This is a genomic window from Proteus sp. G4380 (genome assembly GCF_963885725.1).
GTDB classification, from domain to species: domain Bacteria; phylum Pseudomonadota; class Gammaproteobacteria; order Enterobacterales; family Enterobacteriaceae; genus Proteus; species Proteus mirabilis.
On sequence record NZ_CAWPAV010000067.1, the window covers coordinates 1 to 17,537 of the forward strand.

Genomic DNA, 17,537 nt, shown 5'->3' on the forward strand with positions numbered 1-17,537 from the left:
TTGATATAAAATGGATAAAAATAACAAATAAAATAGCGTATTTTTTATATAGATAGATACTTTAAGGTAAGAAAATTCTTAGCTTGATTATTGCGAATTACTTCTTCTTTGAACTATGTAACTATAGGTGTTTTGCATAAAAAACAATCTCAAATATTTTTATCAATCGGGCATAGTTAGCTCTATTGGATAAAAATAAATCCCGAATGTTCTTATAAGATTAAAAACGAATAACAGTATCACTTATCGCCTATTGACAGTATTATATGTAAAGATGATGAATAGTGACCTATGCTCTGATTATCATAGGACAGTTAGCGGAGAACATTATGAAGTATCGCCTGTGCGGTGTTGCTCTTTTAGTAGCTTTACTTTCAGGATGTGCAAGCACACCTAACAATGGTGACAGTCGTTCTGATCCCTTGGAAGGGTTTAACCGCCAGATGTTTAATTTTAACTATTATGTTTTAGATCCTTACGTATTACGACCTGTAGCCGTAGTATGGCGTGATTATGTTCCACCACCAGCACGTAATGGACTATCGAATTTCTTAGGTAACCTTGAAGAGCCAGCAAGTATGCTAAATAGCATCTTACGTGGAGATTTTGAAAAAGGGGCTAAGCATTTCGGACGTTTTTGGATCAATACCGTATTTGGTATTGGTGGTTTAATCGATGTTGCAGGAATGTCTAGAGAATCAATGGAAAAAGAAGTTCCTGTAAGGTTTGGTAGTACGTTAGGGCATTATGGTGTGGGATATGGCCCTTATGTGGTATTACCGGGCTATGGCAGCTTTACAGTGCGAGAAGAGGGGGGCGATTGGGCTGATGCCACCTATCCAGTACTGAGTTACCTCACTTTCTGGATGTCTGCGGGTAAATGGGCCCTTGAAGGTATTGAAACGCGAGCTCAATTATTAGATTCAGATGCAATTTTACAAAACTCATCTGATCCATATTTAATGATGCGTGAAGCCTATTTCCAAAAAAATGATTTCGATGCTAATGGCGGGAAAACAGGTGAAAATCCAAACGCAAAAGCGATTGAAGATGATTTAGATTCTATCGATTAATCTGTTTATCTGGTTGTTTAAATAAAAAATGGTCTTTTTTAAGACCATTTTTTGTATTTAAAGTAGCAAATCAGCTTAGAAGCGATAGTTAAAGTTCATACCGTATAACCATGCTTTACCTGATGATTCAAATTCATAAGCCGGCAATGGTAAGCTTTCAGATAGCTTCTCTTTAATCGTCACTTTCTTACCGTGCATATAGGCTAAACCAACATCCACAGACATATCTTTATTAAATGCGTAGGTTGCCCCTGCACTTAACCAGAAGCGATCTTGGTCAGGGATCGAGATAGAGCGTTTATCCGCAGGAACAGGACTATCATCAAAGGCAATACCGGTGCGGAATGTCCAATTATCATCATGGTAATAAGTGGTTCCTAATGCAATACGCCATGCATCACGGAAGCCTTCTTCTTTGTTGAAGAGTTGTTGACCATCACTTTTACGTGTTGCTCTTAACTCTTTAAACTCACTCCAACTGGTATAAGCTAAATTATAATGGACAGCCCATTTAGGGGCGACACGGTGGTAAGCGGCAAATTCCCAAATCTCCGGTAGGTTAAGGTCTAATTTACCTTTGATGGTGTCTCCATTAGTACCAATCACTCCCATACCTTCTAGTGCGGGTAATGAGCGGATATCACTTTGATAATCACCATCTTTAAATTTCACTTTTACTTTAGAGCGATAAGTGAAGCTGATACGGTTATCTTCATCAAACTCATATAATAAACCGGCGTTCCAGCCAAAGCCCCAAGCATCCCCTTTTAATTGTGCAAAACGATCACTTGGCGATAAGCCTGATAAATAACGGCCTAATCCCTGATAGTCAGGATCTGGATGTTGAGATAAGGCACCACCCAATAGCTTACCGGCTTCACCTACATGGCGGGTAATTTCAGCATCAGCATAGAGCGCATTTAAGCCTAAACCGACACTAAATTGTTTATTAACTCGATAACCTGCACTTAAATTTAAGTTCATGGTTTTTAAATCAGTTTTTCCGCCAATTAAACCTGCTGGGTAATCTTTTTTAAAGTCGGTAGCTAAACCAAAGTTAGTAGTACCTGATGCACCAATTGCCCATTTATCGTTGATAGGCGCAACAAAGTGAATATTGGGGACTAAAGCACTTGGGGCGATATCGCCGGCATTAGTGCTGGCGCCAGAGAGTGGAGATTTACCTTTAATATCAACACTGGGATTAATATGGATAGCACCAACGGAAAACTCAGGACGATCAAACATGGTCAATGCGGCAGGGTTTCGACTACCTACACTCGCATCATCTGCAATAACGCCTTCTCCTGAAAAAGCACGACCTAGTGCTGAAGTTGAATATTCATTTAACTGAAAACCGGCAGCGCTTGCATAAGAGGAAAGTGTTCCTACAATGGCAGCGAGAGCTGTGCGAGTAAACAGGTTTTTACGGTTCATGACCTAAACCCTCATAATTTTTTTAAATAAGTAACTTCTGATTAGAAGCGCTGGATTTTAGGTGCGGTTGTCGTTATGACAAATCAGACCAGTTGCTTAAGTATAAAGATGAATAGTGGTAATGTTGCAAGTTTGTTTTATATATATTTCCAATTTGATTTAAAATTTGGGATTTAGTTAACATTAATTTTACATTAAATGCCAATAAAGATGGTTTTGTTTATTAAACAAACAGTAAAATCAATTTTTTTTGTAAAATTGTAGGTTAATTTGAGCTAACGCAGGTTATTTTATTTTTTTGCTATTATGATAGATAATTAACACTTCTTTTGTTGGGAGACTAAAATGGCAGACGCAATTAATCGTTGTAATGCAGAAGAAACAGCTGCTTGTTGTTGTGTTGATGTTGGTACTATTATCGACAACAAAAATTGTACCGCATCTTATCAGCACGTTTTTGCCGATAAGGCTCAAGCTGAAGCGATGTTAAATGAGCTAACAGCTAAAGCTAATGCCACTGCATCTGAACCTTGCCAAATTAAACATCAATTTGCTGATGTTGAAGGTGGCGTTCAATTAACCGCTGATTTTACTTTCTCTTGTGAAGCAGAAAATCTGATCTTCCAATTAGGATTACGTTAATCCTTTGAAATTAAACTTCTTCAAGGCTATTGAAATTCAGTAGCCTTTTTTATTTTTTATCATTATTTATTCCTTCCTTTTATTGTTTTCTTCGAGTTACAGCTAATTGAATGAAATAATGAGCGCTAACTCCCACTTCTTATAAAATGATGTTTCTGATAAGTGAAAATTTTGTTAACTCTATTAATCAGGTCAGACCTCTTTGGTGTTAGGAATTCATTTTGTCAGGAGTCGTTATGAAGTCATCAGCGAGCAGTACCATAAAAGATCGTGTTGCGATTGTCAGTGGATTGCGTCTCCCATTTGCTAAACAAGCAACCGCTTATCGGGGGATCCCTGCGGTTGAGCTGGGGCGCTCGGTTGTACAAGAATTAGTGATCCGTAATGAAATTCCTCCTGAAATTATTGATCAACTGGTGTTTGGTCAAGTAGTACAAATGCCTGCCGCACCGAATATTGCCCGCGAAATTGTACTTGGCGCAGGGCTAAGTGTAAAAACAGATGCTTATAGTGTAACCCGTGCTTGTGCAACGAGTTTTCAGGCTATTGCTAATGTGGCTGAAAGTATGTTGGCAGGTCACGTTTCAGTGGGTATTGCTGGTGGCGCAGATTCATCTTCTGTATTACCGATTGGCGTGAGTAAAAAATTAGCCGATGTCTTACTCAGTTTAAGTAAAGCGAAAACATTAGGGCAACGGCTTAGTTATTTAAGTCAACTACGCTTTGGTGATCTGCTACCCGTTGCACCCGCAGTGGCTGAGTATTCCACAGGATTGCGTATGGGGGATACTGCTGAGCAGATGGCTAAGACTTATCATATTTCAAGAGTTGCGCAAGATGAATTAGCGCATCGCTCTCATCAATTAGCGGCCAAAGCGTGGGAAATGGGAAAATTAAATGACGAAGTTATGACGGCATTTTTCCCACCTTATAAATCAGGTTTTCATCAAGATAATAATATCCGCAAAAATTCTGTACTTGATTCTTACGCAAAACTGAAGCCTGCCTTTGATAGGCGCCACGGTAGTGTGACAGCGGCTAATAGTACGCCCCTTACGGATGGTGCTGCTGCTGTGCTAATGATGAAAGAGTCTGTTGCCAAAAGTTTAGGCTATCAACCTTTAGGTTATCTGCGTAGCTATGCTTTTACCGCCATTGATGTCTGGAAAGATATGTTGCTGGGGCCTTCTTATGCGACTCCGTTAGCACTATCAAGAGCCGGTCTTACTTTGAGTGATTTAACACTAATAGATATGCATGAAGCTTTCGCGGCTCAAACGTTGAGTAACTTAACCTTATTTGCAAGTGATAAATTTGCTCAAGAGCAACTCGGACTGTCAAAAGCAATAGGTGAAGTTGATATGGATAAATTCAATGTTCTTGGTGGCTCTATTGCTTATGGACACCCCTTTGCTGCAACAGGGGCGAGAATGGTGACTCAAACATTACATGAACTGAAACGCCGAGGTGGTGGCTTTGGTTTAACAACAGCTTGTGCTGCGGGCGGATTGGGTGCAGCGATGATTTTGGAGGTGGAATAATGGCGACTCAACAAAGGATACAAACCTCATCTGAGAAATCACCGGTATTCCAGTTTTCAGTACGTCCCGATAAGGTAGGAATTATCACCATTAATGTTGTAGATGAAAAGGTCAATACACTGAAAGCTGCTTTTGTTGAACAGTTTCAAAATGTATTAAAACAGGCTCAGCAACATTCAGGTGTAAAAGGATTAATTATCACCTCAGGTAAACCTGATAATTTTATTGCTGGTGCTGATATATCAATGATTGCAGATTGCAAAACCAAAGAAGAGGCCACCGCATTAGCAAAAGCAGGACAAGATCTTTTTACTCAATTAGAAAATTATCCTTTGCCTGTCGTCGCAGCCATCAATGGCGCCTGTTTAGGTGGAGGATTAGAACTAGCATTAGCCTGCCATGGGCGAATTTGCTCCGATAACAGTAAAACACGTTTAGGCCTTCCGGAAGTTCAATTAGGATTACTACCAGGTTCGGGGGGAACCCAAAGATTACCACGTTTAATAGGGGTTACGACCGCCTTAGATATGATCTTAACTGGGCGACAAATTAATGCCAAACGGGCTTTCAAGCTTGGCTTAGTCGATGACGTTGTGCCACAAGCTATTTTATTAGATGTTGCAGCCCAATGGATTTTAACAGCTAAAAAAGCTGCTAAAAAACAGACTATTATGGAGCGTTTTTGGGCAAATACCACATTAGGAAGGAATATCCTCTTTGATCAAGCTAAAAAGCGCACTTTAGCTAAAACCAAAGGTCATTACCCAGCGGCAGAGCGTATTCTTCATGTTATTGAACGAGGCTTAGAGAAAGATATTCAAACAGGTTTTAAAGAAGAAGCTAATGCGTTTGGTGAATTAGCCATGACCCCGGTTTCATCTGCATTACGGCATCTCTTTTTTGCCTCAACAGCATTGAAAAATGAAACAGGATCATCTGCAAAGCCAGATAACTTACACCATATAGGTATTTTAGGTGGGGGGGTAATGGGGGGCGGTATTGCTTTTGTGACAGCAACAAAAGGTAATTTACCCGTTAGAATTAAGGATATTAGTGATAAAGGTATTGCGCAGGCACTTAACTATAGTTGGAAAGCGTTATCAACTAAGGTCAAGAAAAAACGGCTCTCTGCTCGTGAACGCCAAAGACAAATGGGGTTATTATCAGGGACATTGGATTATAGCGGTTTCCATCAAACTGACCTTATTGTCGAAGCTGTTTTTGAAGATTTGGCTTTAAAGCAAAAAATGGTGGCTGATATTGAAGCCTTAGGTGAAGGCAAGATCATCTTTGCTTCAAATACTTCTTCTCTTCCTATCCATAAAATTGCTGAAAAAGCACAATATCCAGAAAAAATAATTGGGCTGCACTATTTTAGTCCCGTTGAAAAAATGCCCTTAGTTGAAGTGATCCCTCATGAAAAAACGGATGCTAAGACAATCGCCACAACCGTTGCTTTTGCTAAAAAACAAGGCAAAGTTGCCATTGTGGTAGGAGATAAACCCGGTTTTTATGTCAATCGAATTCTCGCCCCTTATATTAGTGAAGCCTTAACCTGTTTGGTTGAAGGGGAAACGATAGAGAATATTGACAAAGCATTAGTTCAATTTGGCTTTCCAGTCGGCCCCATTCAACTTTTAGATGAAGTGGGAATTGATATTGGTACTAAAATAACGCCTATTTTAGTCAATGAGTTTGGTGAGCGTTTTGCATCTCCTCCTGCGGTGGATGCGATTATTGCGGATGACAGAAAAGGGCGTAAAAACGGTCGTGGTTTTTATCTCTATAATCAGCATGCCTTACCTTTCTCTTTAGGAAAAAATAAAAAGCGTGCAGACCCGATGATTTATCGCTTATTACAGGTTAAACCTAAAAATCAGTTATCGGCTTCAGAAATAACCGAACGTTGTTTATTGCTTATGCTTAATGAAGCTGTTCGTTGTTTAGATGAAAACATTATTCAACAACCTAGGGATGGTGATATTGGTGCTGTTTTCGGTATTGGTTTTCCTCCCTTCTTTGGTGGACCATTCCGGTATATAGATAGTATGGGAACAACAAAAATAGTCGATAAGCTTAATCAATTAACTGAAAAATACGGTGAAAAGTTCCAGCCATGTGAGCGATTAGCAGCAATGGCCAAGTTAAATGAACGATTCTATAGCTAGCTATCTATTCTATAATGCAATGAGTAGAAAGGATGATTAAGGCGCTTATGCGCCTTTTTTTGTACCTATATAATTGAGATGCAGTTCACTCATTGGGCGAGGGGTTACGGTGTTTTTCGCTAAATTAAGCGCTGATTAAACAAGGTGTTATTATTAATGAAAAATCGGCTCATAAATGTTAATGATAGCTGAGTGAAAAGTGTTTTTGGGGGATAATAAACGCCAATGGTATATTCTAAAGACAGTTTGTTTTAATAAGAGATTAAATATAATTTTTTGGTGTTAAAATATACCAAATAGAGCAAATTTACTGGATAAAATAGCGTATTATTTGTTAGGGGGTTTTGGTCAAAACTAGATATTTGTTATTCTTACTTGCTTTATGTATTGATCCCCTTAGAAATGATAACAACAAAATAGGTTTATATTGATTATGCAAATTTTTATTATGCGCCACGGTGAGGCTACTTTTGATGCGCCTAGTGATGCACTACGATCTTTAACAGAGCGTGGTGAATATGAATCATTAACCATGGCGAATTGGATGACACAGCAAGAGCATAGTATTGATTATGTTTTAGTTAGTCCTTATTTGCGGGCACAACAAACACTGAATGTTGTGCAACAAGGCTTAGTATTACCCGCTAAGATAGAAACCGATGAAGGGCTTATTCCTGGGGGTAATCCTGATCATATTGCACATTATTTAAGGGCATTAGGGGAAGTGGGATATCACAATATTCTAGTTATATCACATCTACCTTTAGTGGGGTATGTCGTGGCAGAGCTTTGTCCAACAGTGAGTGCTCCGATGTTTTCTACCTCAACGATTGCTTGTGTTAATTTTGATTTATCAACAGGCTCGGGGAAATTGCTGTGGCAAGTCTCCCCAGCAAACTTAAAACAAACTACCGAATAAAGTCTATATGTTATTTATATTGTTCTGATTTATTCGGTGATGTTAACGACGCGCAATATCATCATTTTCGACTAACAGCAATAGTGCAGCATCACCTCCCCACTCTTTTGGTGCTTGATGAAAAGCAATAATATCAGGGTGTTGAGCTAACCAAAGAGGGGTTTGCTGTTTTAAAATATGTTTACCATGCCCATGCATAATACAGGCACAATACACATGCTCTCTTCTACAGGCCGCGATTAAGGCACCAATTTCTTGTTTGGCGATTAATTGTGTTAATCCATGTAAATCTAAAAAAAACTCTGGTACATAATCACCACGACGCAATTTTTTTAGCTCGTACGCATTTGCCCCTTCTCTTAAATAACGCATCGGGCCTTCTGTTGCCAAGTTAGGTTGAAACTCATCGGAGAAATAGTAAGAAGCATCTATTTGCTCTTGCTGTAATCGCTCTGTTGGATAATGAGTCACTTTTTTTCGCGGTGTTTGGTGGCGTATTTTATCTTGTGGGAGCTTTTTGGTGCCTTTTATCATCTCCTGAAATAATTCTATTTCTGAAGGAGGTAATATGAATTTTTTGTTCATTTTTAGCGTTCTTCATCATTGCTATCATCTATATCTATAAATAATAGTACCTTAAATATAAGGGGAGATAAAAAACTATTGTTAAATAGATGAAACAAAAAAGGCAGGGGGGATCCCTGCCAAAATAGTCACATAGCTAGCAAATAGATTAATTAGTGCCCTGATGTTTCTGCACGTCGACAAGCTTCAAATAAGAACCAAGTACGACGCTCTGTTTCATCGATCCAATTTTCAATTAAGCTTGCGGTAGAGATATCGTTATTTTCATCACAGACAACATGTGCTTTTCGCAGTTCTGCTGCAAGTAATTGATTATCTTGACATAGCTCGGCTAACATATCTAAAGGCTCAACGAATTCTGCATCATTATCTTTAATACGTTGCATTTTTGAAATCTGGCCTATAGAGCGTAATGTCATGCCACCAATTTTACGTACACGCTCGGCAATAGGATCTGTCATGGCAAAGAGCTGATCACCTTGTTCATCTAACATTAGATGATAGTCACGAAAATGAGGACCGCTCACATGCCAGTGGAAGTTCTTTGTTTTTAAATATAAAGCAAACACATCCGCAAGAATAGCATTCATCGCTGCACTAACTTCTTTTGTTGCTTTAGGTGCTAAATCTGTAGGGGTAGATAGAGGACGGGTTTGGAGTTTATGTGCATCATTAACTTCAGTAGGGGTTAGTTTTTTACTGCTCATTTTCATCTCCTAATAAATCGAAAAAGTATTATTGAGAGAACAACATCGTAAACAGAACAACTAATTGCAGAACAAGATGTTATTGATATTACTGACTGTTCAGTTCAATAATAAATCACATGTAAATAAGTATGGATCGATTTCTTATAATTACTAGTTAAAGTGATAAATATAATTATTTGTTCTGGTTTTTTGTTTTTTGTTAGTTGATTGTATGGTTTTTGTGTGATTGATTTGGTTTATCTGGCTAATATTGAATTTGTTTCGTCATAAAGATAAAACGAGATGAATTTAATAATATTGTCTTTTTTTATTATCTAACGCTGATTTATCACGATCTTCATGGCAAACTACAGACTTTCTATTTCGTCAGATCCGTCAGAGGACAACAGTTTTGGATATCACAGCAAAAGAAGAAGCCGTAGCTGATTTAAGCACGATCTTAGATATGTTACGTTGGGCTATGAGTCAGTTTAATTCATCAGATATTTATTATGGTCATGGTACGGATAACGCATGGGATGAAGCGTTACAGCTTGTTCTACCTACACTGGCTCTTCCTTTAGATATTCCTGATGCTCTTTTATCAACCAAACTTACAACCTCTGAAAAAATGGAAATCATTCAACTTATTGAGGTTCGTATTGAACAAAAAATTCCTGTGCCTTATTTAACGCATCGAGCGTGGTTTTGTGGACATGAATTTTATGTTGATGAACGTGTCTTGATCCCTCGTTCTCCCATTGGTGAATTGATTAATAACCATTTTGCTGGACTGATTGGGCAAGAGCCAACCCGTATCCTTGATTTATGTACTGGCAGTGGATGTATTGCTATTGCTTGCGCCCATGAATTTCAAGAAGCAGAAGTCGATGCCGTCGATATTTCAGCTGATGCGTTAGAAGTTGCCGAGTTTAATATTGAAAATCATGGTTTAATTCATCGTGTTTATCCAATGCAATCTGATCTCTTTGAGGCAATTGTTCCTACACCATACGATATTATCGTGACGAATCCACCTTACGTTGATGCTGAAGATATGGGTGACTTGCCTGATGAATACCATATTGAACCCGAACTTGCATTGGCTTCTGGTGTGGATGGCTTAGATATCACCAGACAAATTTTACTAAAAGCACCTGATTATTTAAGCGAAAAAGGCATTCTTGTCTGCGAAGTAGGTAATAGCATGGTGCATCTTATCGAACAATTTCCTGAAGTTCCTTTTACTTGGCTTGAGTTTGAAAAGGGAGGCATTGGTGTCTTTATGTTAACGCGTGAGCAACTTGTCGAATTTTCAGATAGCTTTGCTAGCGATAAACGTTGATGTCAATGTGATGAAACGGTAGATTGTTATGGTTGCAAATAACATATTAATAACATCACACAGTCAGTCATAAGATAGGAATTGAGGGATGGCGGGAAACAGTATCGGGCAATTATTTAGAGTAACCACTTTTGGTGAGTCTCATGGCACAGCGTTAGGTTGCATTGTGGATGGTGTTCCTCCCGGATTACCTTTAACGCAAGCGGATCTACAAGTTGATTTAGATAGACGTAAACCGGGAACTTCACGTTATACCACACAACGTAGAGAGCCTGATCAAGTGCGTATTTTATCGGGTGTTTTTAATGGTGTAACAACGGGAACCAGTATTGGATTATTAATAGAAAATACGGATCAGCGCTCTCAAGATTATAGCGAAATTAAAGATGTATTCCGCCCAGGGCATGCAGACTACACCTATGAACAGAAATATGGTTTACGTGATTATCGTGGCGGGGGACGCTCTTCTGCTCGAGAAACCGCCATGCGTGTCGCAGCGGGTGCTATTGCCAAAAAATACCTTAAACAAAAATTTGGTATTGAAGTAAAAGGTTACTTATCTCAATTAGGGCCGATTAGTTGTGAGTTAGTTGATTGGTCAATTGTAGAAACCAACCCATTCTTTTGCCCAGATCCTTCTCGCCTAGATGCCCTTGATGAATATATGCGAGCGCTAAAAAAAGAGGGTAATTCTATAGGTGCCAAAGTTACCGTGGTTGCAGAAGGTGTACCTGCAGGATTAGGCGAACCCGTTTTTGATAGACTTGATGCCGATTTGGCTCATGCGTTAATGAGCATCAACGCAGTAAAAGGCGTTGAAATCGGAGATGGTTTTGATGTGGTGACCTTAAAAGGGACTGAAAACCGCGATGAAATTACCAAAGAAGGTTTTAGCAGTAATCACGCGGGGGGCGTATTAGGTGGCATTAGTAGTGGTCAACCTATTATTGCACACATTGCTTTAAAGCCAACTTCAAGTATTACTATTGCTGGTAAGACACTTAATCGACAAGGTGAAGAAGTCGATATGATCACCAAAGGGCGACATGATCCGTGTGTCGGTATCCGAGCTGTTCCTATTGCAGAAGCTATGATGGCTATTGTGTTACTTGATCATGCGTTACGTCAACGGGGTCAATGTGGTGATGTTATTCCTCCATTAATGCAATGGTGATCTTAGCTTACATCAATAATACAGCGAATAATCTGTAGTAAGTTTGCTATGAGTTTTTAAAGGTGTGAGCGCCTTATTATTCTATGCTCAGATAGTGTTACTGTTTTTATTTAAAATAGTCAAATAAATCAGTAACACACGCCCCCTCATTTCTGATAATTCGGATAGATAAATGGATTGGCTATTTTCAGATGGCATCTACCTTCTACTCTTTTTTGTTGCTGTATTAGCAGGCTTTATTGACTCTATTGCTGGCGGTGGTGGGTTGATCACTATTCCTGCCTTGCTCTCTGCGGGGATATCACCCGTACAAGCGTTGGCAACAAATAAGCTTCAATCAGTGGGCGGTTCTTTTTCAGCCACACTCTATTTTATTCGTCGTCGCGTCATTGATTTAAAAGCACAGCGCTTTGCCATTTTTATGACTTTTATTGGTGCTGTTTCTGGTGCGATGTTAGTACAATTTATTAATCCTGAATTACTAAAACAAGCGCTGCCTGTTCTTACTATCGCAATCGGTCTCTATTTTTTATTAACACCATCTATCGGGGCTAAGGATAGTAAGCAACGTCTTGGCTATTATACTTTCGGGGTTATTATTGGCGGTGGTATTGGCTTTTATGATGGTGTTTTTGGTCCTGGAACAGGATCTTTTTTCGCTTTAGGTTATGTCATGTTACTTGGTTATAATCTCTCAAAGGCGACGGCACATGCTAAATTACTCAATTTCACCTCTAATTTTGGCTCTTTGCTATTTTTTATTCTTGGTGGACAGGTAATTTGGACCATAGGTTTAGTTATGTTATGCGGGCAGTTTATTGGTGCTCGCTTAGGTGCAGGGTTGGTGTTAACCAAAGGACAAAAATTAATTAGACCAATGCTGGTCATTATCTCCTTTTTGATGAGCATCAAACTCATTCATGACAATCATGGTGATACTATTGCACTTTGGTTTTCTGCACTTTTTAATTAGGAAAGATAATTTTTAAATGTCAGCACATCATTATCAGCAGTTAATTGATATTTTTAATCAATGTTTTAGCGATAGTTACCAAACACGTTTAGTTAAAGGTGATAACGAGCCAATTTATTTGCCTAAGAGTGAAGAGATACCTTATCACCAAATCATTTTCGCACATGGATTTTACGCGAGTGCATTACATGAAATATCGCATTGGTGTATTGCTGGGGATGCGCGTCGTCAGCAGGTTGATTATGGTTATTGGTATTGTCCTGATGGGCGAGATCAAGTGACTCAAGAGCAGTTTGAACGAGTTGAAATCAAGCCTCAAGCTCTTGACTGGTTATTCTGCCAAGCAGCCAATTATCCATTTAACGTGAGTTGCGATAATTTAGACGGGGATTTTGAGCCAGACCGTTACCAGTTTAGAAACAAGGTGAGAGAGCAAGTATTAGCTTATTTGCGCGATAAAAATATCCCGCCACGTGCACAGCTATTTATTAATGCGTTACATTTGTTTTACAATACACCTGAGTTAACGCCGGAGCAATTTCCTTATCAGGAAAATCCCCTCGTTAATTAAGGATGACGAGATACTATCCTCGTCTATCCACTGCGCAGGTTTTAGTAAACCAATAAAGCCTGAGGTAATAAGGTTGCTATTGAAACATCGAGTGACTTAAATCTGATAGCAACATTATATATTGAGGATAAATAATGCTTTCTGAGTATGAAACGTACTTATTAGATAAAATTGATAGCCGTGTTGAACATGCTACGGATGATGAATTATTTGCTGGTGGATATTTACAAGGCCACATCACTTTAGCGATTGCGGAGCTTGAGCAAGAAAACAATACGCAATTATCAGCATTAAAATCCCGTGTAGAAGAGAGCATTCAAAAAGCTATCAAAGCAGGAGAGCTTTCTCCTCCTGATCAAATATTGGTTTTATCGACGTGGCATGATTTAGTTAACTCGATTAATTAGTATAAATAACCTATATTGAGAACAACCGATACTATCGGTTGTTTTTCTTTGATTGCTAACGATTAACCACATCGAAAACCTTGTTTAAGACAGTTGAGCTTGAAAAAGAAAGGATTTTATACAAAAATTCTCCTTACTATTTATCAATTGTTTTTATTTGATTTTTCAAAGTCGATGTCTCTTTCATTGATTAAAGCATAATAGTGCTATCTTTTGTTACTCCTTGCCATTTCTGCCAAATTACTTTTAAATGTTTTTTAGGAATGTTTCTCGGGATGCAAATGATTTGCATAAAATATTTATGATAAGGATAACAATACGATGAAAAATTTCTTTAAAATAAGCCTTATTGCTAGCACGGTATTGGTTTTATCTGCCTGTGATCAACTTGATTTAGATAATAAAAAAGATAAGTTTTATTACAGTAATCCCAGTGAAAAAAGCATGAGCTTTGTTGTTGATGATAAAACATATCAGGTTGAGCCGGGTAAAAGTGGTTATTTAACACTCTCACCGGGCGAACATAGTTTACAAGATAGTGCAGGTAATAAATCCACTTTTATGGTGTATGAAAACAACAATGGTGGAATTTTAAATCCTGATAATTTTATGTATTACCGTTTATCTGAAGTCTATGCTGTACAAGGTAAGGGAGATCGCTTTAAACCAACAGAATATAAAGTGGTTATTAATGGCTATCAGTTAGAAATGCCATTACAAAGCACGAATGCTACCTTGATTGATGGCAATGTATTTAAATGTACTTATACGTTAGGTGAACCTTTCCCCAGTGAAATTAAAAGCCATAATAAAAACGAAATGGGGAACATCAAAACCAAATGTTTTGATAAACCTGAATTAATCCAATATATTATGACTGATTATGGTCAAGATCTAAAACCACTTTCCCCTCAAGATGAGTATAACGATACTGTTAATCTAGCGTTAGACTACAGTTTACCTCAACCACAATTTACTGATCCTGATATTCAAGCAGAGGCAGAAAATTGGGTTGCATTGCTTGATCAAATTAAAGAAAGTAATGATCCTAATATCCATAAACAGCTTAAAACACCATTACATGAAGCAATAAATAAGCTATCAAAAGCCGATAGTGAAAGAGCAGTAAAAAACTCTGTTGAAGATAATAAATACTATAATTCTTTTATTCATCAAGCGAGCCAATATCAATCTTATGGGATCTTACCTAGAGATTAAATTTTTGGTAGAACGGATAAAAAGCCATCCTTATGGATGGTTTTTTTATAGGTAATTGATACTCTTAATAAGCAAATAGCAAGTTATAAAAGAGATTATTTATGACCAACGCATCAAATAAAATTGCCACTCATGAGATCACTATTCGGCCAACTCAATTGGCTGATGCCAACCAACTACCGAAGATTGAACAATCGGCAGGAAAGTTATTTAGTAGCATAAAAGAATTAAGTTGGATCAGCGAAAGTGGCGTACAAAGTGTTGAGGCGCATATTCAATTTATCCATCAACATGCTCACTGGGTTGCTGTTAATCATGACAATCATCCCGTTGGTTTTATCATGACGCAACAATTACCTGAAAGTGTATTTATTCATGAGTTATCGGTAAGTCAAGATTGGCAAAATAAAGGGATTGGTAAATTGCTGATCCAGACAGTAAAAAATGAAGCTAAATTACAGCAATTTAATGCGGTAACGTTAACGACTTTCCGCGATGTCCCTTGGAATGCCCCCTATTATCAGCGTTTAGGTTTCTATATCTTACTTGAGCATCAAATACCCTATTCTTTACAACAAATTTTAGATAATGAAGTAGTGCATGGGGGATTTGCGAGAGAAATGCGTTGTGCGATGAAGTGTGAAATTTAAATACTATAATTTAAATGCTATAAAGATATTTAAGTAACCCATTAACAATAGTTACTTAAATATCAACCGTAATTTCAGTGACTGAGCCTATGATTTTAATTCAATGGCTTTTCCGCGCAGTAATGGTCTTACCCAGAAACGATTAGGATGTAAGGCATTTAACACACTATCTTCTACAGGAAATGGCTCATCAAAGATTTGGCTTGCTAAGATCTCCGCAGATAAAGGTGCAGAGCATAAACCACGTGAACCTAATGCACTAATAATATAAAGCTGATGATAACTCGGCGCCAAAATAGGTGTTTGCTTTCTACGCTTAAATCGATCTAAATGCGTATAGGCGACAACTAATTTTTCAAAATCGGGTACTTCACCTAATAAAGGAAGGTGATCTCTTATTGTACAGCGGATCCCGACACGCGCATCGTTATCACTAAAATCTACCTGCTGTGCCCAAGGTGATTGTGCTAAACAGTGTGTGAGATGCCATTGATTATTTTGTTGCTCTTCAATTGAAACATTTAAATCTAGTCGATCACGACGAAAGCTTGCCCCAACACAATGCAGATTATCTTGAGGATCAACCGGCGTAAAATAGCCATCATAGCAGAGCACCGCTTTTAATTGTGCGATATCAGGTGTCGTTGAAATATGGCTAACTTGACCCCTTACTGCACTGATAGGCAGTTTTTCACTTTGTATAAAATCAGTAATACGGTGCCCATTAGCTAAAATAACACAATCATGTTGTGTTTTATACGTTGTTGCTTGGTGAGTCACCTCTAACTGCCAATGCTGTTGTTGTGAGGTTAATTGAGTGACTTGATGTTCAAAGAGTAGCTTGAGACCTTGTTGTTGAGCGTATTTTAATGCATTGGTGGTTAACTCTGTGGGAGAAAGCCAACCTGCTTGAGGATAAAAAAGACCATCTTGGTTGATAGCTAATCCACAAAGTGAATTCATTTCATCTTGATGAACATAATGAGCGAGTTGAGAAAAAGGTGTGGAATGCTCGATTATTCGCGCTATTTTTTTGCGTACTTTTTCATTATAGATAACTTGGGCAACACCAGACCATTGATGTGAAAAGTTTACGCCTTTATGGTTTAACTCATCATAATAACGGCGGGCATATAAAAAAGCGTTAGTGAAAAAGTGTTCTAACTCATCAGATTTACCATTAAGTAATGGATATAACACACCTTGCCGATTGCCTGAGGCATTTGCCGCAGGATGTGTATCTTCACAATAGAGCGTGACTTTGGCGCCTCTTTTTAAGCAGGCGAGCGCAGTTAATGCACTGGCGATCCCCCCACCGATAATGGCGATATCTTTTGTTTGTGTAGCACAAGGTCTGGCATAGTAGGGAACAAATGCATTGGCAGGAGGATGGGGAAATACCCCTGTTAACATTTCTCTTTTTTGACCAAAGCCTTTTATTTTCTTTATTTCAAAACCAACATGTTGCAATCCTCGTTTTACTATCCCAGCTGCGGTAAAGGTGGCAAAAGTGCCATTTTCACGCATCGAGTCTGCCATTGCTTGAAATAATGTTTCACTCCACATTTGTGGGTTTTTACTTGGTGCAAAGCCGTCAAGAAACCACGCATCAACTTTATTATGTAAAGCTTGGCGAGTTTGTGGCAGTAATGTATTGATATCACCGAACCATAAATCAAGCGTTATCGTGCCATTAGCAAGAATAAGCCGATGACAACCGGCAATAGGTAAAGGCCACTGTGCACAAAGCGCTGTTGAATATTGTGCTAGTTCTGGCCAATGGCTATGGGCTGTTTGCAAATCAGCTTTAGTCAGAGGAAATTTTTCAAAACTGACATAATGTAAACGCTTTAATGACGCATCAGGTGAGTGATGACGAAATTGCTCGAAGGCTTGCCACAGTGTTAAAAAGTTTAATCCTGTGCCAAATCCGGTTTCTGCTATAACACACTCAGAGCGTACATGTGTACCAAAACGAGATGGAAAATGATTTCCATGTAGGAATACATGTCGAGTTTCTTCAAGACCATCTTGGTTGGAAAAATAGATGTCATCAAACTGTTTTGAAATCGGAGTACCAAGTTCATTCCAACTTAAAGAGGCGGTATTTATAGCAGTGTTATTCACGGAACTACCTGTATTTTA

16 protein-coding genes are annotated in these 17,537 nt (G+C 38.5%); 12 read left to right on the forward strand and 4 right to left on the reverse strand.

Annotation, left to right across the window (positions count from 1 at the left end; translation table 11 throughout):
* Positions 1 to 329: 329 nt before the first annotated feature.
* Positions 330 to 1,073, forward strand: coding sequence for a phospholipid-binding lipoprotein MlaA (mlaA, locus tag AACU98_RS05690; RefSeq protein ID WP_004248410.1), 744 nt, complete (start codon positions 330 to 332; stop codon positions 1,071 to 1,073).
* Positions 1,074 to 1,148: 75 nt separating this feature from the next.
* Here mlaA and fadL read toward each other — a convergent pair whose 3' ends face one another.
* A complete protein-coding gene (fadL, locus tag AACU98_RS05695; protein WP_161735673.1) occupies positions 1,149 to 2,510 on the reverse strand; it encodes a long-chain fatty acid transporter FadL in 1,362 nt (453 codons plus the stop codon).
* Positions 2,511 to 2,855: 345 nt separating this feature from the next.
* Here fadL and AACU98_RS05700 point away from each other — a divergent pair, with 345 nt between their 5' ends.
* From AACU98_RS05700 to sixA, 4 genes are all read left to right on the forward strand, one after another.
* Positions 2,856 to 3,152 (forward strand): YfcZ/YiiS family protein, encoded by a 297-nt coding sequence (locus tag AACU98_RS05700; protein WP_004243769.1) that lies wholly within the window; start codon positions 2,856 to 2,858, stop codon positions 3,150 to 3,152.
* A gap of 236 nt (positions 3,153 to 3,388) precedes the next feature.
* Positions 3,389 to 4,693: an acetyl-CoA C-acyltransferase FadI gene (fadI, locus tag AACU98_RS05705; protein WP_004243765.1), complete on the forward strand. Its 1,305-nt coding sequence runs from the start codon at positions 3,389 to 3,391 to the stop codon at positions 4,691 to 4,693.
* Entirely contained in the window at positions 4,693 to 6,861 is a 2,169-nt protein-coding gene (gene fadJ, locus AACU98_RS05710; protein WP_161735676.1) for a fatty acid oxidation complex subunit alpha FadJ, read from the forward strand. Before fadI ends, fadJ begins: the two co-directional genes overlap by 1 nt.
* Positions 6,862 to 7,294: 433 nt before the next feature.
* A complete protein-coding gene (gene sixA / locus AACU98_RS05715) occupies positions 7,295 to 7,780 on the forward strand; it encodes a phosphohistidine phosphatase SixA (RefSeq protein WP_161735678.1) in 486 nt (161 codons plus the stop codon).
* A gap of 42 nt (positions 7,781 to 7,822) precedes the next feature.
* Here the strand turns inward: sixA and smrB are convergent, their stop codons facing one another.
* Both smrB and AACU98_RS05725 read right to left on the reverse strand, forming a co-directional pair.
* Entirely contained in the window at positions 7,823 to 8,365 is a 543-nt protein-coding gene (gene smrB, locus AACU98_RS05720; protein ID WP_004243759.1) for an endonuclease SmrB, read from the reverse strand.
* Between the two features lie 152 nt (positions 8,366 to 8,517).
* Complete coding sequence (locus tag AACU98_RS05725; RefSeq protein ID WP_049208153.1) at positions 8,518 to 9,072, reverse strand: Dps family protein; 555 nt, start codon at positions 9,070 to 9,072, stop codon at positions 8,518 to 8,520.
* Between the two features lie 448 nt (positions 9,073 to 9,520).
* Between AACU98_RS05725 and prmB the strand changes: the two genes are divergently transcribed.
* From prmB to AACU98_RS05760, 7 genes are all read left to right on the forward strand, one after another.
* Positions 9,521 to 10,399: a 50S ribosomal protein L3 N(5)-glutamine methyltransferase gene (gene prmB / locus AACU98_RS05730; RefSeq protein ID WP_046334445.1), complete on the forward strand. Its 879-nt coding sequence runs from the start codon at positions 9,521 to 9,523 to the stop codon at positions 10,397 to 10,399.
* An 88-nt stretch (positions 10,400 to 10,487) separates the two neighbouring features.
* The gene (gene aroC / locus AACU98_RS05735) at positions 10,488 to 11,573 is read left to right on the forward strand and encodes a chorismate synthase (RefSeq protein ID WP_004243753.1); all 1,086 of its coding nucleotides are present in this window, start codon (positions 10,488 to 10,490) and stop codon (positions 11,571 to 11,573) included.
* A gap of 172 nt (positions 11,574 to 11,745) precedes the next feature.
* The gene (locus AACU98_RS05740; protein WP_004243750.1) at positions 11,746 to 12,546 is read left to right on the forward strand and encodes a sulfite exporter TauE/SafE family protein; all 801 of its coding nucleotides are present in this window, start codon (positions 11,746 to 11,748) and stop codon (positions 12,544 to 12,546) included.
* Positions 12,547 to 12,562: 16 nt separating this feature from the next.
* Positions 12,563 to 13,117, forward strand: a complete 555-nt coding sequence (locus AACU98_RS05745; RefSeq protein WP_004243749.1) for an elongation factor P hydroxylase — start codon at positions 12,563 to 12,565, stop codon at positions 13,115 to 13,117.
* 134 nt (positions 13,118 to 13,251) lie between these two features.
* Positions 13,252 to 13,524: a YfcL family protein gene (locus tag AACU98_RS05750; protein ID WP_004243748.1), complete on the forward strand. Its 273-nt coding sequence runs from the start codon at positions 13,252 to 13,254 to the stop codon at positions 13,522 to 13,524.
* 321 nt (positions 13,525 to 13,845) lie between these two features.
* On the forward strand, positions 13,846 to 14,742 hold the full coding sequence (locus AACU98_RS05755; RefSeq protein WP_004243747.1) for a hypothetical protein: 897 nt from the start codon (positions 13,846 to 13,848) through the stop codon (positions 14,740 to 14,742).
* 101 nt (positions 14,743 to 14,843) lie between these two features.
* Positions 14,844 to 15,392: a GNAT family N-acetyltransferase gene (locus AACU98_RS05760; protein WP_161735680.1), complete on the forward strand. Its 549-nt coding sequence runs from the start codon at positions 14,844 to 14,846 to the stop codon at positions 15,390 to 15,392.
* Positions 15,393 to 15,479: 87 nt separating this feature from the next.
* Here the strand turns inward: AACU98_RS05760 and mnmC are convergent, their stop codons facing one another.
* Positions 15,480 to 17,519, reverse strand: a complete 2,040-nt coding sequence (gene mnmC / locus AACU98_RS05765; RefSeq protein ID WP_155289945.1) for a bifunctional tRNA (5-methylaminomethyl-2-thiouridine)(34)-methyltransferase MnmD/FAD-dependent 5-carboxymethylaminomethyl-2-thiouridine(34) oxidoreductase MnmC — start codon at positions 17,517 to 17,519, stop codon at positions 15,480 to 15,482.
* Positions 17,520 to 17,537: the final 18 nt, after the last annotated feature.